Below are 18,930 nucleotides of genomic sequence, written 5' to 3' on the forward strand. Positions count from 1 at the left end.
AGCCGGTGTATCCGGCGTCTATTTGGCCGTGAACCCGGCGTCGACCGGCAACGCGATACCTGTGACGTATCGAGCCTGATCCGAAACCAGCCAGGCTATCGCGTTGCTGACGTCGGCAGCTTCGATCAACTCGACGTTCAAGAGGTTGCCCACGTCGGCTCCGCTCGATGTCGGGGAGTCCGCAAACAGCTTCGCGACCGCGTCGTTGACGACCATCGGTGTATTCGCGCCAGTCGGGTGCACGGAGTTGACACGAATATTGTGGGGAGCAAGCCAGTGCGACCACGTGCGCCCAAGCCCCACGATGGCGTGTTTACTCGCGCAGTAGCCGTCGGATCCGCCGGTGCCGTCACCTCCACGACCGACAAGTCCCAGAGTTGATCCGGTAAGGACTATTGCGCCACCTGTACCTTGTTCGATCATCGCGGGCGCTGCGGCCTGGACGGTATTCCAGACGCCGAATAGGTTGACCTCCATCTGGTCGCGGAAGGCGCGAGCATCGTCGATATCCGGGGACATCATGCCGATACCGGCGTTGGCCAGGACGATGTCGACGCTGCCCAGCTCCGCAATTCCTTCGGATACCGCAGTTCGCAGTGCGGACAGATCGCGAACATCCACTTCTCGCGCGACGATACTTCGTCCCAGGTTCTCGACCGCTGCTGTTGTCTGCCGCAAATCGTCGGCGGTTCCCATCGGGTAGGCCACCGATTCGATCTGACGGCAGATGTCGAGCGCAATGATGTTCGCGCCCTCCTGCGCCAATCGCACGGCGTGGCTCCTGCCCTGACCTCGGGCGGCCCCGGTGATCAGTGCGGTTTTGCCTTCCAACTGTCCGGGCATGCGTGCTCCGTCCGTCGTGAATCATGATTACTCGGTCATGAGTACTGACCCGAGGGGACGGCGAAATTCGTCGCCGGCGACGTAGTCTGAGTTCAGTTACAGCGGGAACTCGCTTCGGAAGAGAAGAGGCTCGGGATGTCCGATTGGGTGAAGAAGGTCGAAGCTGAAGCCAAAGGGCTCCTCGCCGAGGCGGAAGAAGAGCTGACCGTCCTCGAAGGTGTCGACACCATAGATCCGCTTGCCGACGACGATCCGGCACCAGAAGACGGCACCAAGCCGACGTCAGACTGACCCTGCGACCCGTCGGCGCGCCTCGACACCGCTCGGTATCTCAGAACGGTGGCGGGTCGTCCCCGTAGTCGTTGGGTTCTCGGCGGGCTCGCGGTGATTTCCGCCGCTTGTATTGAACGTGCTCCTCTGCTCGTTTCTGTATCCGTCGGCGCTGGCGATTGCGTTCACTCTGGATACGGGCAGCTTTGTTCTCCGCCTGGGTCCGCCGATTTCGACCGCCCTGGGGCGGTGTCGGTTCGTGCGATCCAGCCATCAATCCTGCGGGTCGCGTTCGGTAACAATGCCCGGTCGGCGACGTCAGCGACATGGTCCGATCCACGTTCGACGTGAACCGCCACCGGTCGGAATGCTTGAGGCGATGATGGTTGCGGCAGAACGCACTCAAATTCGACGCGACCGTTTTACCGCCGCATTCGGGGTCGCCGTGATGGAACGGTTCATTGTGGTCCAGATCGGAATTCCAGGCCGGGACATCACAATGCAGCCATTGGCAGCTGCCCGCGATGATCCGTAACCAGGTATCGAGAACGGCGCCCGGTCGGTAGACGCGCGCCGAAGCAGGCACCGGCTCTGCGACGTCATCAGCAGGTGCTCGGACGTTTCGAATTACGGCGTCACGGGCGATATCGCGAGCATGCTCAGCGCTGATCACCCCGTACCCGTCGAGGTGGGCGGGCTCGCCGCCACCGTGCAGAGTGGAATCAGTCATCACGACGTGAACCACGGGCCGACGAACGACAACACCACCGCTACGATCCTGCGGGCAATCAGCTCGGCCACAGTTGCACGGCAAGAATTGTGATCCGTTGGTCAACTCGAAGAGCGCGTCGGCTCGTCGCTGCTCGTACGTTCGAGAGTCGTTTCGGCATACCGACATTGCCAACTCGCGTAGTCGGCCGTCGAATGCCCGAGCCTGTTCTGCCGGAACGCTTCCCAAGATCTTTGCCATCCCGTCCTCGGCAGCGCTGACTCCGACGAACCGATCGGTGAGAGCACGGCGTCGGCGTTCTCGCATACCTTCCGGGTCCACCATCGCCACGATCCGATCGATCGCCGCTGTCAGTCGCCTTCCCGTCAAGCCCGTTCCGCCTGCTACTGGTGGGGCGAGAACCTGCTCGAGCAGTAGTCGTTCCACCTCGTCGATCAATTCGTCTTTCACGTTCGCGGTCGCGGAATCGATCAAACCAACTCGGTACAGATCCAACTCGCCACGGGCCATCGCCGCTCGAGTGCGATGCAGACGAGTCTTTAACGAGAACCCCAACCCGATCAGCTTGCCGGCAGCCGCGCGACCCATCGTCAGTGACGCACCGACTTCCGACTCCGCCAACTCGTGTGCGGTCGACGACCACGCACCACTGGCGACATGCTCCGAGCTTCGCCGCGAAAAGAACTCGGCAATCACAGCGAGCTTGCGTTCGACCAGCATCGCCTCGCATGCATGCAGATCGGTCATGAGATCAACCAGCGCACAATCAGTTTCGGTACCGGTCAGCTGTGCTGAGATACCGAAGAGCTCTGTTGTCGGGTTGAACATGCATCCATTCTATTCGAATGTGTGTTCGATGCGAACTGAATTCTCAAATCAGTCGGAATAGTCCGAATCGGCCGAAATGCTTATTGTGCTTGCGTTTTGGATCCTGTTCATTCGAAACTCGAACGTGATTGTCGTGCCACTGTGTAAGTATCGGCTTGTGGCAGACAACGCGGTGAAACTCAGTGAACAGTCGCTTGTGCTCTTCATGGACTATGGACAGTTTTACATATACGGCGACGATGACGGTTTCGGGAGGGAAACGGACCTGCTCGAACTCGCGATGGCTTCGCGCCCTGCTTACAGTGACGGCACAGTTGTGATTGTCCTGAGCCCGCACCAGAACAACTTCAACATGCATACAACGGTCGAAGTCTGGTCCTCCCGACCCACATCCGATCGCGAGAAATGGCAGCAGGTCAGTGAGTCGTTTCTGACGGTTGGTCCGCAGGGGTCAATCAGCTTTGATTCACCTCCGGGTGGGGAGTTCATTGTCTGTGATGTACCCGAGGGGTCATATCTGGTCGAGATTGCCGGCCGCGGTTTTGTAAACTACGGCTGGCCCGGATCGACGGAACCCGGAGATGTTTGGCGGGTGCGTATGTGGCCTGCAGGTGGTGACGAGGTGCGGCCATCGCTGCAGTGGGACATGCCGGGATATGGCGTTCCTGTGGACGAACCGATACCTGAACCGATTCCTCGTCCACAACGGGACATCGAGTCGAAATGGATAACGATTTACGGCGAGAACGGCGAGCCGTCCAGGGTTGTGCAAATCAGTGACCTCCGCGCCGAAGCTGCTGAACGAGAGCGGCAGGAGTGGGGAGGAGATCCGATGCCTGAACTCGAACGATTCCAGTCCGGCAAAGAACTAGCTCGTATGGACCGACCACTTGCCGAAGCGGTCGTCCGCATGAACGTCGCGACTCTTCGTCGACTCGCGTTTTGGGCCGCTGTGCAGGCGTATGAGCATGCGGGATTAGCCGACAGGGATTGGGTTCGTCCGGCCCTCAACGCTATGCATGTGGGACAACAACTTCCGGAACCCTTCGGAAATCGCACAACGGCATTCGAGCACCTACACGAGGAGGAATTCGGTGCGGGGACCGACAATGTGGAGTTGGAAGTCAAGATCGAGATAGTGGACCATTCGTCGCAACCGGAGTCCAATCCGTTCGATCACGGGAATATTCATGTCCCGTCCTACGCTCTCAATGCGATTTTCGACGCGATCGAATCGGACCCGTTGACCGCAGCGGTCAATGCATTGGGAACGGCAGCAGTCACGTTCGGGAAGGATATCCGCATGTTGTTCGCGAGAGCGCGAGTTGAATTCGACCTCGCAGACTGAACCCCAAATTATTCAAGGGACCTTCGTAGTGCGGTGAGCGGATCCGAGGCATCTCGACGCCCACGCGGACCAGGCCCTTCGGGGTTGACGAAGCGGCCCTCGTCCGAGCGAGTCCACTCGCGTACGGCCCATCTCTCCTTGATCGCCCAACGGCCGTCGCGCCGCTCCATGTGGTCGATGAACCGCGCACCACTGGTGAAGTTGATCATTCCGATGTCTTCGGGCCCGCCCCAGTGTGTGGACATCGAATATGCCTCGCTGATCGCGTGGTCGCCGTGCAGTTCGACCAGGTGGTTGCCGATGTGGTGCATCGTGCCGCCGATCGCGGAGAGTTTTGTTGTGGCCCAGGCGATGTACTCGTCGATGGTGCCGTCGAATCCGGTGTGATGGTCGATCGCGTCCGGGTGGTAGGCGCTGCGGACGAGATCGAAGTCGAGGCGATCGATGCCGCGGCAGTACGTCAGAACCACCTCACGAATTGCCTGCTTGTCGATGAGATCCTGCAGTGCCTGGTCCATGTCACGCCTCCTTGATGCTGGTCATCCAGTCGAGTAATTCCGGTAGTTCTTCGGCAGCGCAATCGAATACGGCAGGCCGAAGCACCACGGCAGACGCGCCGCGGTCGGACCAGTCCAGGACCTTGTCAGCGGTTGCCGAGAGGTCGACGGACCGATTGTCGCGCCGAACCGGCGCCGCAGACACTTGCACACGTGCGGTATCCGGCTCGCGGTCGTGGGCTTCGAATGTGTTGCGCAGCAATGTGACACTGTCGGTGAACGTTCCCAGGTCGGTCGGGTTCACGGTCCAACCGTCGGCGACGCGTGCTATGCGGTCGAAGTTCCGCCGGCTTGGTCCGAAACCGAAGAGCACCGGTACGCGATTTTGGATCGGCAGCGGGAGGCTGTGGTAGTTCTCGAAGGCGAAGTCGCGTCCCTTGAAGGTGGCCGGAGCATTGGTCCACAGTTCGCGACACGCTGCGACAGCCTCCTCCATGCGCCCGAATCGCGCGTCGAAAGGCATGTTGGTAGCGGTGTATTCGGCTTCTTGCCAACCGGCGCCGAAACCCATGACGGCTCGACCTTCGGACAATGAGTCGAGAGTTGCAACCTGTTTGGCAAGCAGGGCGGCTGGGCGAACAGTGGCGATCAGAACCGATACTCCGAGGCGAGCGCGTTCGGTCACTGCGGCGATCGAGGAAAGAAGTGAAATCGGTTCGTACCAAGGGTGATCCAACGGGAACAAGAAGTTGTGTTCGGCTACCCGCTGAGCGTGTGCTTCGGCATTGAACCCGAGATGATCGCCGGTGCAGATCAGATCGATCCCGGCACGGTCAGCACGCGCGGCGAAGTCCAGAACCGGGCGAATCTTGCCGTCGAACAAGGCCTCGAGGCCCAAGATGTTGACGCCGATTTCCACAGTCGTCGTTCCTCTACAGTGCCCGCTTGGCATGCGCGGACATCTCGCCCATGTTGTCCAGACAGAAGAGTCTCGAGCTGAACTGCCACGACCCGTCGACGCAGGTGAAGCGATCGAAGTAGCGCCCCGCCAGAATAGGTTGCAGGGCAAGATTTTCGGTACCTTGGATGACCGTGACGTACGAGAGTGCCGTCGCTGATTCACCGTCGACCGCGATTCGCGTGTTGGTCAGCAGATGTTTGGTTCGTGGAACCGGCGGATCACCGTACATTCGAATGAAGCCGCTGCAGGCTGCGAACACTGCGTCGGCGTCGGACGAAATGAGCGTGGTGGCAACCCCGTCCGGCCCGCACTGCCCGTAGTCGGACGAGGCGAACAATGCAGCGACTTCACGCAATCGGCCCTGATCGATCAGATGCGTGTACTCGCAGAGCAGGTCACGGATCGCCGACTCGGCGACGATCCGTGACAGCTCCGTGGTCATACGGTGATCTCGCGCCGAACCATCTTGCCGGTTGCATTGCGAGGCAACAGATCGCTGGTGATGCGCCACTTCGACGGCACCTTGAAGTAGGACAGTCGCTCGGCGGCGTAATCACGCAGCTCCGCCTCCGTTGTGGCGGCTCCGGGACGCAGGACAACCACGGCGGACACTTCCTGGCCGAGGTCGGGGTGCGGCATGCCGATGACAGCGCACTCGATCACGTCTGGGTGTTCGTCGAGCGTCTGCTCGATCTCGGTGGGGTAGACGTTCTCGCCGCCACGCAGGATCAGGTCGGAACGACGACCGGTGAGACGGAGACGCCCGTTCTCGATTACCCCGAAATCGCCGGTGCGAAGCCAGCGTCCGGGGGCAATTGCCGACTCGGTCGCCTCGTCGTTCTCCCAGTATCCGAGCATGACGAAGGGGCTGCGTACGCACACTTCACCTTCGATGCCGTCCGGCAGCCATTCGCCGAAGGGATCGCGAATCTCCATCGAGACGGTGATGATCGGACGCCCGAGAGTGCCTGGGAATTCTTCGAGTTCGGCGCCGACGGCGACCGCAATGGCGGTGCTGCATTCGGTGAGGCCGTAGCTGTCGACCAGAGCATTGCGTGCGAACGGCACCTGCTCCTTGAGGCGTTCTTTGAACGCGGGCGACGACGGCGCGGATGCCAGCGAGAATGCAGTCAACGAAGAGACGTCGTACTTGGCGATGTTGCCGTGCTCGAGTAGCCGCGATGCCATCGTGGGGACAGCACCCCAGTTGGTGACACGCTCGCGTTCGACCAACCCGAGCACCTTGTCGACGTCGAAGCCGCCCTCGGTCAGGATGACGGCACTGCCCGTCGCGAGACGGGGAACCACCAGATTGTGCAGGCTGGCGATGTGGAAGAGCGGGGAGGTGAGTAGATAACGCAGTGGGCTCGGCTTGGAAGCGTCGTACTCACGGCCGGTGAATGCGGCGCCGATCGCGTCGCTGTACTTGTGGTAGTCGACGACGGCCATCACGTTGCGGTGCGAATGGAGTGCGCCCTTGGGGCGGCCGCTGGTACCACTGGTGAACAAGATGACGGCAGGGTCGTCCTCGTCGATGTCGGTGCTCGGCACGTCGGAGCCTGCATACTCCGCGATGAGCGCGGGCACATCCTCTTCCATGGTGAGGACCGTGATGTCTGCCGGCAGTTCGGGGAGGGCGGCGCCGCGCTTGGCATCCACGACCAGAACCTTCGGACGTGAGAGCTCGATCCCGTGAGTGACCTCGCGCGGAACCCACCAACCGTTGAGACCGACTGCGATCGCGCCGAGCGCCTGCGTCGCGAAGAACGTCATGACCCATTCGGGAGTGTTGGCAGCGAGGATGCCCACACGGTCGCCCTTGCGGACTCCGTACTTGTCCCGCAGAGCAGTTGCCAGCGCGGCAACGGAATCGGCATGCTCGGTGAACGAGATTCGACGATCGCTGGTGACGAGATAGTCGCCGTCGCCCCAGGCGCGAGATGCCGAGATGAGTTCACCGATGGCGTGACCGCGGTTCTTCATCACAGGCATGACGGTGCCGAGAACCTCTTCTTCGACGATCTCGAATGGCCCACCTGGACCAGTGAGGCGTGAGACCGCCTGGTCCAGAAGCAACTGCGGATCTGCGGGGGCAGTCATGGAATGGCCTTTCGTATTGTGGCGCTTTTCACGTCACAAAATCTCACGAGAAAATCATATCTGTGGCGGCGGTTACCACTGAGCGAGACTGGGACGGTTCCGGCTCTGAGGCGTCGATACGTTCGAGTCGTATCGCAGTTGGAGTAATCGACATTCCGATATCGACTAGGACACAGGACACGATGACGAACACCGCCACCGAAGCATCTTCGAATGCAGCTCTTGCAGCTCCTCAGCGCGAGGACGTCGCGCAGATGTTGATCGACCGTCTCGGTGATCAGCACCTGGGCCTGCGGACGCGGACGCAGGACTGGAGCTGGGACGAGGTGGTGCGCGAGAGCGCAGCGCGCGGCTCGCTGGCGAAGTCGCTTCGCGCGCCCGGACCGTTTCACATCGGAGTACTTCTCGAGAACGATCCGGAGTTCCTGTTCTGGCTCGGCGGCGCGGCCCTGACCGGGGCCACGATCGTCGGTATCAATCCGACCAGGCGTGGAGCTGAACTCGAGGCTGAGGTCCGGTACGTCGACTGCCAGCTGATCGTCACCGACAAAGCAGGCTACGAGAAGCTTGCCGGCCTGGACCTCGGGCTGACCGAAGATCGTTTCGTCCTGGTCGACGACGCGTCGTACCCGGACAGGATTGCAGCACATCACGTCGAGTCGCCTCAGATCGACCTCGGTGTCGACGCGTCGACGCTGTTCTTGCTTCTCTTCACCTCGGGCACCACCGGAATGTCCAAGGCAGTACGGTGCAGCCAGGGGCGCCTGACGCGGTTGGCCTACGCGAACTGCGCCAAGTACGACATCGACCGCGACGACGTCTGCTACTGCTGCATGCCGCTCTTCCACGGCAACGCGTTGATGGCTCTGTGGGCGCCGGCCCTTTCGCAGGGAGCTACAGTCTGCCTCGTTCGTAAGTTCACGGCCTCGGGATTCATGCCGGACGTTCGGTTCTACGGCGCAACATATTTCACCTACGTCGGTAAGGCCTTGGGGTATCTCATGGCGACGCCGGAACTGCCCGACGACATCGAGAACACCCTCACCCATGGCTTCGGGACCGAGGCGTCGCCGGGGGACAAGGCAGAGTTCATCCGTCGTTTCGGTGCACAACTTTTCGAGGGATACGGTTCGAGTGAAGGTGCCGGTTCAGTAGTGCTCGATCCGAACCAACCTGCCGGAGCACTGGGCCGTCCCGCGAGCGAGAACATCGTCATCGTCGATCCCGATACGCGCGAAGAGCGACCCCGCGCAATTCTCGACGAGCACGGTCACGTGCTGAACCCTGACGAATCCATCGGCGAGATGGTCGACAAGGCCGGATCGAAGAAGTTCGAGGGGTACTACAAGAACGAAGACGCGATCGCCGAGAAGATTCGCCACGGTTGGTACTGGACAGGCGATCTCGGCTACGTCGACGAGGCCGGCTTCATCTACTTCGCGGGACGCAAGGGCGACTGGATCCGGGTCGACGGTGAGAACACCTCGGCTTTGATGATCGAGCACATCCTGCGTCGGCACCCCAAAGTGATTGCCACGGGTGTCTTCGCGGTACCGGATCCGCGTTCGGGTGATCAGGTCATGGCTGCGATCGAGGTCGCCGATCTCGCCGATTTCGATCCGGTCGAGTTCGCCGACTACCTTGCCGCGCAGGCGGATCTGGGTACCAAGGCAGCGCCACGATTTGTTCGCGTTTCGACCGACCTGCCCGTCACGGGCTCCAACAAGGTACTCAAACGTGAACTTCAAGCCGATCGCTGGCGGACCGACGAACCAGTGTTCCACTGGGTGGGCCGAGGCACTCCCGAATACACGTTGATGACCGAAGCTGACGTGGTGAACCTGGAGAAGGAGTTCGAGACGCACGGCCGCACGCGGTTCCTGTGAGTGAAGTTGCGCTGGTGACCGGCGCTTCCCGGGGGATCGGCCGAGAGTGCGCGCTGGCATTCGCGCGCGCCGGATTCGACGTTGCAATCACTGCTCGCACCGTTCGTGAAGGAGAGGGGCGGGCAGCCCCGCGAACGAGGCAAGGCGAGCAAGTGATTCCGGTGCCCGGCAGCCTGGAGACGACGGTTGCCGAGATCGAGTCCTTCGGTGTGCGCGCATTGGCCGTTCCGATGAACCTGCTCGATCTGGCATCCGTCCGCGGCGCCGGTGAACGGGTGCTGGCCGAGTGGGGACGTGTCGACGTGCTGGTGAACAACGCCTATGCGCAGACTGTCGGAAACATGGACCGGGTGCTCGACATCGAGATCGACGACGCTCAGGCGATGGCGATCGGGAATTATCTGCACCAACTCGCTCTGGTCCAGGTGATACTCCCGTCGATGATCAAGAGCGGCAACGGCGTAGTGGTCAATCTGGCATCGGGTTCGGCGACCATGGATCCGCCTGCGCCTCCCGGCGAGGGTGGTTGGGGTCTGTCGTACGCCGCGTCGAAGGCGTCGTTCGGACGTATTGCCGGAGCGATCAACTCCGAGTACCGAGACGCCGGAATCAAAGCGTTCAACCTGAGTCCGGGATTTGTCATCACGGAATCAGGGAAAGCCCGTGGTGGCGCGGACGCAATCGTGGACGCCGGATTTGCGGCCACACCGGCATCCGTACCCGCTGCAGCGGCGGTGTGGCTTGCAACAGATCCCGATGCGGACCGGTACCTCGGTCGCGTCGTGGATGGTCCGAAATTGATGGCGACACTGGAGGAAACGGTATGAAGCTCGGCGTGGTCGTTCCGGTCGAACTGGGTCGAAGCGGAGACCCTGATTGGATTCTGCAATTCGCCCGTGCGGCCGAGTCGCTGGGTTTCGACGAGATCTCGGCAGTGGAGCACTCGGTGGTCATCGCCGACACCGCGAGCGAGTACCCCTATTCTCCGACCGGCAAATCGCATCTTCCCGATGACTGCGACATCCCGGATCCGCTCGAACTGCTTTCGTTCGTGGCGGGTGCCACAACCACCTTGGGCTTGTCCACTGGAGTTCTGGTGCTGCCCAATCACAATCCGGTAGTGCTCGCCAAAAGATTGGCGACGCTCGATCGCCTTTCCAGTGGGCGATTGCGCATCTGCCTCGGCCTGGGGTGGATGAAGGAAGAGATCGAGGCGTGCGGCGGTGACTTCGAGCGCCGCGGCAAGGTAGCCGATGAGGCCATCGCGGTGATGCGTTCACTCTGGGCGGGCAAGGAAGCAGTCGATTTCGACGGCGATTACTTCTCGTTCAAGGGTGCGTACAGCTGGCCGAAGCCGCACCGCGAATCCGGAGTTCCGCTCTACATCGGTGGACATAGTCTCGCTGCTGCTCGGCGAGCAGGCCGGTTGGGTGACGGTTTCCAGCCGCTGGGACTGGCCGGTGAAGATCTCGACAAGGCCGTAGCAGCGATGAAAGCTGCTGCGGTGAAGGCAGATCGAGATCCTGCCGACGTCTCGCTGGTACTCGGTGCGACACTGCCCAGGCTCGACGAAGCGAAACTCGAGTGGGCACGCGGGTTGGGAGCCGATCGAATCGTGCTGTCCGCGAGTCGTCGTGGCACGTCGCTGGAACTGATCATCGACGAAATGGCCGAATGCTCGAAGCGGCTGGGGCTGAGTAACTAGGAGTGCGGGCGTGACCGGCAGCCATCGGAGCGGCTGCCGGTCATTGCTGTCGGAACGTCGATCAGTTATTGCTTGGTCAGCAATTTGCTCCGGAGCTTTGCGATCGTGTCGGCGTCAAGTTTCAGCACGTCCTGCGAAAACTTCTCCCACCCACCGAACTGGTCGCGAATCTTGTCGAGTACTGGCTGAATCTGGCTGGGACGCTGCTCCATCAACGGTTTCAACAGATCGACATCGATTCCTTTCGAAGACAGAAACGTGTAGGTCTGTTCGTTCTTGGCTTTGTTGTAGGTGTTCGACAGGACGAAGTCGTCGACGATGGTCTTGTCAGGAACACCCAGAATGCCGAGAAGTAGAGCTGTCATCAGTCCAGTGCGGTCTTTGCCTGCCGTGCAGTGGTAAGCGACTGCGGACTCGGAATCGGCGATGGTCCGTAGGGCTTGGGAATACCCAGTCATTCCGTCAGGCTTGGACAGTTGGTCGACGGCGCCGGTGTCGCTGATCCGGACGGCTTCACCGCCCCCGAGCACCTGCTCCACGATTGCAGGGTCACCAGATTTCAGGGCACTCGTAATCGCTGTGGCAAGAGCCTGAGTGCCGGCATCCAGGACTGCCGTGTTGACCACTTTCACGTTCGCGGGAACCTTGTCTGCTCCGTCCTTTGCGATCTCGCTGTCACCTCGGAAATCGACAACGGTCCGGATGCCTGCGTTCTCGATCGTTTGTTGATCGTCAGCAGTCAGATCGCTCAAGCGGTCGCCACGAAAAACCAGGCCCCACTTGACTGATCGGCCGTCGGCTGTCTCGTATCCGCCGACATCACGCACGTTGGCTGCGCCCTGCAGCGTCACGTGGCGGGTTGACGCGATGGTGGAAGTGCCGTCCTCGTCTATGACCTCGAAGTACCAGCGTGACAGTGGGTCGAGGCCGTCGACCTCAGTGGAGAAGCCGTCGACCGTGCCAATTTCCTTTCCTTCTGCGGCTGGGTTTTTCGGGTCGGTGGCGGCGAATACACGCACCTTTTCCGAGCCGCCGTGTTCCCAGACCAGTGAGTAGTGTCCGGCGGACGCTGATGTCACGTCGAGGTCGGTCGGCGTTTTCGCCGACTCGGCCTTGCTGCATGCGCCGAGTACGAGCATGAGTCCTGCCGCCGACAGCGCAAGAACTCGAGTTTTGCAAGTAGCCATGGGTCCTCCGAATCCAATTGGAAATCGGAGGCTACGCACCAGTGATCACTGTGTCGTGACCGTGTCGTGCAGAGCGGGAAAACTGCAGGCTGGAGTGCTTGTCGCCGATGATGATCAGGGATGGGCCAGCCCGTTCAGGAGCATCGCGCCGACAAAGATGGCACTGCTTGCGCGGGCGCTGCAGGACGGGTTGATCGCAATCGACGAACTCTGATCGAAGCGCGAGCGATCGGGTGCGTCGATCCGGGAGTCAGTCGAGGGCGGTGGCGTCGGTTGTCGGCGTCTTGGTGCCGGGAGTCGCTTCGATGTCGAGAACGACCTGGCTGTCGGTGGCTTCTTCGGGGAAGACGTACCGACGCATGGCCCACCAGCGGAAGGCCGTCGCCAGCAGGGTCCCGATGATCGATCCGCTGATGAAGTCCGCGAAGTTTTCCATCAACACCGACACCTCGGGTTGACGCAGATGGAACACGTACCGGGAGGTCCAGAGTGGTACCTGGTTGATGGCCAAACCGATACCCGCGACGATGAAGAACAGAGCGGCCTCGTGATGGCGCTGTCGACCACCGCGCTGCGCAAACGACCATTCGCGGTTGAGGACGTAGGACAGAACCGTCGCGATCAGGACCGCAAGGATGTTGGCCGTCACCGGGTGCTGAGGCAGAACCGTCCACTTGATGCCGAAGAACAGCACCGTGGTGACGATGAAGGCGATGCCGCCGACCACCAGGAACTTGAGCATTTCTGCGTGCGGCAGGACGCGCACGAGAACCCGCTCAGGAAGCCTATTGACCATCTTTTCGACAAACGCCATTGTTCGAGGCTAACCCTGAATACGACCGAGGGCACAAATCGTCGATGCCCGTGTCGGCAAGATCATCAGAATCCGTACCCGAGAATTGCGGGCTTCTGCGCGTTGAAAGCGAAGTCGAAATTCAGGATCTCCTGCGGATCGGACGCGTGGAGTCGGTGCGCCGCCGCGAAGGTCTTGGCCTGGTGCTCGCCCAGGTACAAGCTGCTCAGGACATCAGAGGGCATCGTGATCGCAGGCACCGCGTCAGTGGCCGTACAGGTGGCCTTGCCGCCCTTGACCTGAAGTGCGAAGGTTCCGCCGGCCTTCAGGAACGGATCTTCGACCTTGATGACTGTGTCCAGGTCAGCAGCATATTCACGAGCCTCGAGAGCCGCGGGAACGTCCATGATGCGCAGCCACAGTCGATCGGAGCGCGTCGTCGTCCGGGCAAGGCGGTAGTCCGTGAGCATCAGCCGGAGTGGATCGGCAGGATGCTGGCGTGTCTCGATCCGGGTGACGAGGTCGAGGCCGCAGATCGTGCGCCACAGCGCCGCGTGCGCATCTTCGGTGATCGTCACGAACTCGTCGATCCGGGCGATGCTGTCGCGGCCCTCGCTCGTGTGCCGGTAAGCGATGTATCCGTCCGCGTGTGTCAGAAAGAACAGTCCGGAGGCGCCGTCACGATCCTCCGACGGGTCGGCGAACATGTGGTCCCAGAGTGGTTGCGGACGGACCTGCGCGCCGGGAGTCTGCAGTCGCCAGCGGTCGTAGATCTCGGGAAGAAGCGTCGAGGCAGCTTTGATGTCGACGATGGACACGCCACCGTTGTCGGGCACCTCGGGGCGGAATCGTGCGAAGCGGCGATCGAGGGTGATGCCTTCGCTGAAGGTGGCCGGGCCGTATCCGAAGCGGTTGTAGATGCCGGCCTCGCTTGCCGTCAGGGCGGCAAGCGGTGCTCCGGTCGACTCGATGTGGGCATGAAGCGCTGTGAACATCGAGCGTAGGACGCCACGACGACGGTGAGTCGGGGCGACGGATACCCAGGTGATTCCGCGCGTGGGGAGTTGGCGTCCGCCGGGCACGGTGAATTCCATGTCGATTTCGATGGCCACGCCGACGGGTAGGTCACCGTCGACGGCGAGGATGATGTCCTCGGGCTTGTAGAGCGCCTTCGTCAGTTCGCTGACCGCGGGAGACGGGTGAAAACCGAACCCCACCGAGTCGAGTAGTTGGAGAGCCGGCCAGTCACTCTCGGTAGCGGTGCGGATGGTGATCTTGTTTTCGGGGCTCACGTGTATCGACTCTGGCATAGATTGCGTGAAGACGCACATGAATATCGGGGCTGACGTTTCCTCACCGGCTCCCAGGGGTACCGCCCGACGGACCAGTCCTGCGGCACGGAGAAAACCGATACGGAGAAACACTGTGGCGATCACCGACATCAAGGAATATGCCCATCTGACCGAGGAAGACGTCGAGGCACTCGGGCGCGAGCTGGATGCCATTCGGCTCGACATCGAGGAGAAGCGCGGCGCGCACGACGCTCGATACATCCAGCGGACGATCGCGTTTCAGCGCTCTCTGATGGTGGCCGGCCGCATCGTCTTGTTCGCCAGCAAGAAGAAGCCTGCCTGGATTCTGGGGACTGCGCTCCTGGGGGTCGGCAAGATCATCGAGAACATGGAACTCGGCCACAACATCATCCACGGCCAGTGGGACTGGATGAACGATCCCGAGATTCACTCGAGCAACTGGGAGTGGGACAACACCTGCCCGTCCTCGGGATGGAAGCACTCGCACAACTTCACCCATCACAAGTTCACCAACATCGTCGGACTGGACAACGACGTGGGCTACGGAATCATGCGCGTCACGCGCGATCAAAAGTGGCACGCCGACTACCTCTTTCAACCGATCACGAATTTTGTGCTCGCGACCCTCTTCGAGTGGGGAGTGGCACTGCATCACCTCGAAACGGACAAACTCCGCAAGGGTGAGGTGAAGTGGTCCGAGAAATCGGAGATGGCCAAGGACGTCGGTAAGAAGATCGCGCGTCAGGTGGCGAAGGATTACATCCTGTTCCCCGCCCTGACCGGCCCCGCGTGGAAGACCACGTTGACGGCGAACGTCGTTGCGAACCTCATCCGAAACTACTGGAGTTACGCCGTCATCTTCTGCGGGCACTTTCCCGACGGCGCCGAGAAGTTCACGCTCGAGGAATTCGAGAACGAATCGCGCGCTCAGTGGTACCTACGACAGATGCTGGGCTCTGCCAACTTTCATGCCGGTCCCGTCATGGCCTTCATGAGCGGCAACCTCTGCTACCAGATCGAGCATCACTGCTTCCCGGATCTGCCGAGCAATCGGTACTCGGAAATCGCGGTGCCGTTGCGCGACCTGTGTGACAAGTACGACCTCCCGTACACGACCGGGCCGCTGTGGAAGCAGTACGGATTGACTCTGCGCACCATCTGGAAGTTGTCGCTGCCCAACAGGTTTCTCTCGGCTTCCCCGGACGACGCTCCGGAGACGCACTCGGAGTTGAAGTTCCGCATCCGAGGCGGAATCAAGGAAGTGTTCGGCGTCGATCCGCAGACGGGTAAGCGGCGCGGACTGCGAACAGCGATCGCGATGGTCTCGAGCTGATCAGTTACCGCTTGTGCGCCATTGAACGAACCACGAGATCGCCGGTCGACTGGATTGCCTGCACCAGCACGATCAAGATCACGACTGCGACGAACAGCACCGGTGTGTTGAATCGTTGGTAGCCGTACTTGATTGCGAAGTCGCCGAGTCCACCGGCGCCGATGGCACCTGCCATGGCCGAGAAGCCGATCAGCATCACCGCCGTCAGGGTTGCTCCTGCTACCAATCCCGGAACGGATTCGGGCAGTAGCACCTTGGTGATGATGTCTTTGTCGGTGGCGCCCATGGACCGCGCTGCTTCGACGCGTCCGGAATCGACTTCACGCAAGGCGTTCTCGACGACGCGCGCAAAGAAGGGCACCGAACCGATGGTCAGCGGGACGATCGCTGCCGTGGCGCCGAGCGCTGTTCCGACGATCGCCCTCGTTGCCGGGATGAGGAGCACCAACAAGATGACGAACGGCAGCGAACGGCCGACGTTCACCACGGTGCCCAGAACCGAATTGAGGACGCGGTTGGGACGGATTCCGTCAGGCGCGCTCGCGTGCAACAGAACACCGAGAGCGATACCGATGATCACGGTGAGCACGAACGAGACACCGACCATGTAGAGCGTGTCGAGTAGGGCTTCCCATGCTTCGCCCAGGGAATCCTGCCAGGACGTCTTGTTCATGAGAACGTCACCTTCACTCCGCGCTGCGAAAGATGTTCTTCGACAGACTTTCTTGTCTCTTCGTTGCTGACGAGTCCCGTGTGTGAGGCGAACTCCACGCGAAGGCGACCGACCTGATGGGATCCGATGTCCTCGATACCGCCGGAGATCACGGTGACGTCGACGTCGAGATCTCGTGAGAGTTGGGAAATCACGGGTGAGGTGGACAGTGAATCGACAAAGGTGAGGAGCGCCGGAATTCCGGTCGTGGACGTTCGTACCGTTCCGGTCGGCAGTAGCGCCTCTCCGAGGGGTGAGTCCGGGTCTGCGACCAGTTCGGTGAGCGTTCCCTCGTCGACGATGCGACCCTGATCGATCAGCGCAGCGCGATGGCAGATCCGTCGAACCACGTTGAGCTCGTGGGTGATCAGAACAATGGTCACACCGAGTCGTCGATTGAGATCGGCGAGCAGGTCGAGGATCGAATCGGTTGTGTCCGAGTCGAGGGCGCTCGTGGCCTCGTCGCACAGGAGGACGTCGGGTGAAGCCGCCAAGGCTCTCGCGATGCCGACGCGTTGTTTCTGGCCGCCGGACAGTTGCGAGGGGAAGGCGTCACGTCGGTCTTCCAAGCCCACCAACTCGATCAGCTCGTCGACGCGGGCACGTCGATCTGCCCGCGAGTATCCCGCCACTTCGAGAGGGAAGGCGATGTTGGCGGCGACCGAACGGGAATGCAGCAGGTTGAAATGCTGGAACACGACACCGATCCGCTTGCGTGTGTCGCGCAGTTGCGCTGGGCTCAACGCGGTCAGATCGGTGTCGCCCAACAGAATCCGGCCACTGGTCGGGCGTTCGAGCAGGTTGAGGCAGCGCAGCAAAGTCGACTTGCCGGCGCCGCTCTTGCCGATGATGCCGAAGATTTCGCCGTCTTCGATTTTCAGGGATACGGAATCGAGTGCATGCAGAACTTGTGTGCCGCTGCGGTATTCCTTGGAGACCGATTCGATCGAGAAGACCATGACGGGTCTCGATCAGGTAGCGCTGGCCGGAATGACCGAGCCCTGATAGGTCTGCTCGATGAACGTCGCGACGTCGGCGGACGTCAATGCCTCGGCCAACTTCTGTACTCGCGCATCGTTTTCGAGCGAGGTGCGTACGGTCAGGACATTGGCGTACGGGTTGCCCTCGGCCTTCTCGAGCACCAGGGCGTCCTTGGCCGGGTTGAGGCCACCTTCGATTGCGTAGTTGCCGTTGATGATTGCGAGATCGACATTTCCGTCGTCGAGCGTGCGCGGCAGCTGCGGGGGATCGACCTGGGTGAACGTGAGTCCCTTGGGGTTGTCGATGATGTTCTTCTCGCTGATCTGCGTGATGTCGGTGCCGGGGGCGCCCAACTGCTGATCGAGCTTGATCAAACCGGCCTGCTGCAGCAGGTACAGCCCACGGGCGAAGTTCGTCACGTTGTTGGACAAAGCGACCGTTGCGCCCTGGCGCAGGTCGGCCACGTTGGTGACCTTCTTGGAATATGCACCGAGGGGCTCGACGTGGACCTTCGCCACGGCGACCAGGTCGTCGACACCCTTTTCCTTCGACCACGATTCCTGGTACGGCACGTGCTGGAAGAAGTTGGCATCGGTGTCTCCGGCTTCGAGCACCTCGTTGGCGTCGAGATCGCCGGTGATCTCGCTGACCTCGATCTTGGTGTCACCGAGCAGGCCCTTTTCTTCGACGAACTTCAGGATCTCGGCGTGCGGAACCGAAGAAGCGACGATGCGAAGAGGTGCGTTCTCGTCGGAGGAGTTGTCGCTCGAGCACGCGGCTACGGTTCCGACTGCGACGGCGGCCACTGCGAAGGCAGCGAGGAATCTTCTGGTGCGCGAGCGTGACATGTGAATCTCCAAGACATAGCCGAACGCACGCCGAGATGGCGTGACAGTTGCTGAACGCTAGCCCGGTAAACCTCCCGTGAGGAGATACAGAATCACCGCGATTTTTTCATGTACCTATTGTCCGAGCAGGATGACCGGAACGTCCTCGGCAAAATCGACTACCAGTTCGCGACGCGAGAACAGCCAGGTGCCGTCGATCTTTTCGAAGCTGTCCTGGTAACGAATCTCGATCCGGTTGTCCCGGTGGCCCTCGCCCCGCGGATAGATGTGGTGAGCGGAGCAGTAAGCCTCACCGTGTGCGGTGGTGGGGCCGTCGAGGTCGAGGATCTGCTGCTCGACGATGTGCCGGGTCGAGTGCAGATGTGAGACGGCATCGACCACCGAACTGCTGACGACGGAGTTCCCACGTATCTCCGTCGGCGCACCCGTTCCGTTCAGTGCCGGCGGCAAGACGAATGCCACGTCGTCAGTGAAGAGAGCCGCAAGTGCAGTGGTGTTTCGGCGGTCGACGGCCTGTGCGTACCTGGCGGCCAAGTCGGTGAGAGCGACGCGATCCGAGGAGTCCATGCGCATATCTCACCCTATGTGACGCCGC

Annotated in this window: 19 protein-coding genes; 6 read left to right on the forward strand and 13 right to left on the reverse strand. The window is 61.2% G+C overall.

Translation table 11 applies throughout. From position 1 onward, the window contains the following. Window positions 1-18: 18 nt before the first annotated feature. Window positions 19-843 (reverse strand): mycofactocin-coupled SDR family oxidoreductase, encoded by an 825-nt coding sequence (locus ABH939_RS01340; RefSeq protein WP_003940537.1) that lies wholly within the window; start codon window positions 841-843, stop codon window positions 19-21. A 135-nt stretch (window positions 844-978) separates the two neighbouring features. Between ABH939_RS01340 and ABH939_RS01345 the strand changes: the two genes are divergently transcribed. Continuing rightward, window positions 979-1,134 (forward strand): hypothetical protein, encoded by a 156-nt coding sequence (locus ABH939_RS01345; protein WP_003940615.1) that lies wholly within the window; start codon window positions 979-981, stop codon window positions 1,132-1,134. Between the two features lie 40 nt (window positions 1,135-1,174). Here the strand turns inward: ABH939_RS01345 and ABH939_RS01350 are convergent, their stop codons facing one another. Next, window positions 1,175-2,671 carry a DUF222 domain-containing protein gene (locus ABH939_RS01350; RefSeq protein WP_270008622.1) on the reverse strand — a complete coding sequence of 499 codons (1,497 nt, stop codon included), beginning with the start codon at window positions 2,669-2,671 and terminating at the stop codon, window positions 1,175-1,177. Between the two features lie 832 nt (window positions 2,672-3,503). Between ABH939_RS01350 and ABH939_RS01355 the strand changes: the two genes are divergently transcribed. After that, the gene (locus ABH939_RS01355; RefSeq protein ID WP_232329918.1) at window positions 3,504-4,019 is read left to right on the forward strand and encodes a hypothetical protein; all 516 of its coding nucleotides are present in this window, start codon (window positions 3,504-3,506) and stop codon (window positions 4,017-4,019) included. 8 nt (window positions 4,020-4,027) lie between these two features. Here the strand turns inward: ABH939_RS01355 and ABH939_RS01360 are convergent, their stop codons facing one another. From ABH939_RS01360 to ABH939_RS01375, 4 genes are read right to left on the reverse strand one after another with little or no spacing between them, the layout of a single operon-like run. After that, window positions 4,028-4,537, reverse strand: coding sequence for a nuclear transport factor 2 family protein (locus tag ABH939_RS01360; RefSeq protein WP_042924821.1), 510 nt, complete (start codon window positions 4,535-4,537; stop codon window positions 4,028-4,030). A gap of 1 nt (window position 4,538) precedes the next feature. After that, window positions 4,539-5,435: a TIGR03619 family F420-dependent LLM class oxidoreductase gene (locus tag ABH939_RS01365; RefSeq protein WP_404649213.1), complete on the reverse strand. Its 897-nt coding sequence runs from the start codon at window positions 5,433-5,435 to the stop codon at window positions 4,539-4,541. A gap of 13 nt (window positions 5,436-5,448) precedes the next feature. Then, entirely contained in the window at window positions 5,449-5,919 is a 471-nt protein-coding gene (locus ABH939_RS01370) for a nuclear transport factor 2 family protein (protein WP_214926599.1), read from the reverse strand. Then, the gene (locus ABH939_RS01375) at window positions 5,916-7,577 is read right to left on the reverse strand and encodes a class I adenylate-forming enzyme family protein (RefSeq protein WP_404649215.1); all 1,662 of its coding nucleotides are present in this window, start codon (window positions 7,575-7,577) and stop codon (window positions 5,916-5,918) included. Before ABH939_RS01375 ends, ABH939_RS01370 begins: the two co-directional genes overlap by 4 nt. 254 nt (window positions 7,578-7,831) lie before the next feature. Here ABH939_RS01375 and ABH939_RS01380 point away from each other — a divergent pair, with 254 nt between their 5' ends. From ABH939_RS01380 to ABH939_RS01390, 3 genes are read left to right on the forward strand one after another with little or no spacing between them, the layout of a single operon-like run. After that, window positions 7,832-9,463 carry an AMP-binding protein gene (locus ABH939_RS01380; protein WP_037128859.1) on the forward strand — a complete coding sequence of 544 codons (1,632 nt, stop codon included), beginning with the start codon at window positions 7,832-7,834 and terminating at the stop codon, window positions 9,461-9,463. Next, window positions 9,460-10,290 carry an SDR family NAD(P)-dependent oxidoreductase gene (locus tag ABH939_RS01385; protein ID WP_030536994.1) on the forward strand — a complete coding sequence of 277 codons (831 nt, stop codon included), beginning with the start codon at window positions 9,460-9,462 and terminating at the stop codon, window positions 10,288-10,290. Before ABH939_RS01380 ends, ABH939_RS01385 begins: the two co-directional genes overlap by 4 nt. Continuing rightward, entirely contained in the window at window positions 10,287-11,168 is an 882-nt protein-coding gene (locus tag ABH939_RS01390) for an LLM class F420-dependent oxidoreductase (protein WP_151098227.1), read from the forward strand. The genes ABH939_RS01385 and ABH939_RS01390 overlap by 4 nt, the downstream gene beginning before the upstream one ends. A 65-nt stretch (window positions 11,169-11,233) precedes the next feature. On the opposite strand, the gene ABH939_RS01395 is transcribed toward ABH939_RS01390, so the two are convergent. The 3 genes from ABH939_RS01395 to ABH939_RS01405 all read right to left on the reverse strand — a co-directional run bounded on the left by ABH939_RS01395 (window position 11,234) and on the right by ABH939_RS01405 (window position 14,440). After that, window positions 11,234-12,355: a tyrosine-protein phosphatase gene (locus ABH939_RS01395; protein WP_082845730.1), complete on the reverse strand. Its 1,122-nt coding sequence runs from the start codon at window positions 12,353-12,355 to the stop codon at window positions 11,234-11,236. Between the two features lie 250 nt (window positions 12,356-12,605). Further along, on the reverse strand, window positions 12,606-13,169 hold the full coding sequence (locus ABH939_RS01400; RefSeq protein ID WP_003939753.1) for a GtrA family protein: 564 nt from the start codon (window positions 13,167-13,169) through the stop codon (window positions 12,606-12,608). 65 nt (window positions 13,170-13,234) lie between these two features. Next, a complete protein-coding gene (locus tag ABH939_RS01405; RefSeq protein WP_064687715.1) occupies window positions 13,235-14,440 on the reverse strand; it encodes an enhanced intracellular survival protein Eis in 1,206 nt (401 codons plus the stop codon). A 133-nt stretch (window positions 14,441-14,573) separates the two neighbouring features. On the opposite strand from ABH939_RS01405, the gene ABH939_RS01410 reads away from it, so the two are divergent. Then, on the forward strand, window positions 14,574-15,794 hold the full coding sequence (locus ABH939_RS01410; protein ID WP_404649216.1) for a fatty acid desaturase family protein: 1,221 nt from the start codon (window positions 14,574-14,576) through the stop codon (window positions 15,792-15,794). Between the two features lie 4 nt (window positions 15,795-15,798). Here the strand turns inward: ABH939_RS01410 and ABH939_RS01415 are convergent, their stop codons facing one another. The 4 genes from ABH939_RS01415 to ABH939_RS01430 all read right to left on the reverse strand — a co-directional run bounded on the left by ABH939_RS01415 (window position 15,799) and on the right by ABH939_RS01430 (window position 18,908). Then, window positions 15,799-16,467, reverse strand: coding sequence for a methionine ABC transporter permease (locus tag ABH939_RS01415; RefSeq protein WP_042448389.1), 669 nt, complete (start codon window positions 16,465-16,467; stop codon window positions 15,799-15,801). After that, window positions 16,464-17,465: a methionine ABC transporter ATP-binding protein gene (locus ABH939_RS01420; protein ID WP_007732648.1), complete on the reverse strand. Its 1,002-nt coding sequence runs from the start codon at window positions 17,463-17,465 to the stop codon at window positions 16,464-16,466. Before ABH939_RS01420 ends, ABH939_RS01415 begins: the two co-directional genes overlap by 4 nt. Window positions 17,466-17,477: 12 nt before the next feature. Then, the gene (locus tag ABH939_RS01425) at window positions 17,478-18,335 is read right to left on the reverse strand and encodes a MetQ/NlpA family ABC transporter substrate-binding protein (RefSeq protein ID WP_003940478.1); all 858 of its coding nucleotides are present in this window, start codon (window positions 18,333-18,335) and stop codon (window positions 17,478-17,480) included. 114 nt (window positions 18,336-18,449) lie between these two features. Then, window positions 18,450-18,908, reverse strand: a complete 459-nt coding sequence (locus ABH939_RS01430) for a nuclear transport factor 2 family protein (RefSeq protein ID WP_030537000.1) — start codon at window positions 18,906-18,908, stop codon at window positions 18,450-18,452. Between the last annotated feature and the right edge of the window lie 22 nt (window positions 18,909-18,930).

Origin of the sequence: Rhodococcus sp. 27YEA6 (assembly GCF_044908235.1) — a bacterium.
In the GTDB taxonomy this organism is placed as follows: Bacteria; Actinomycetota; Actinomycetes; order Mycobacteriales; family Mycobacteriaceae; genus Rhodococcus_F; species Rhodococcus_F qingshengii.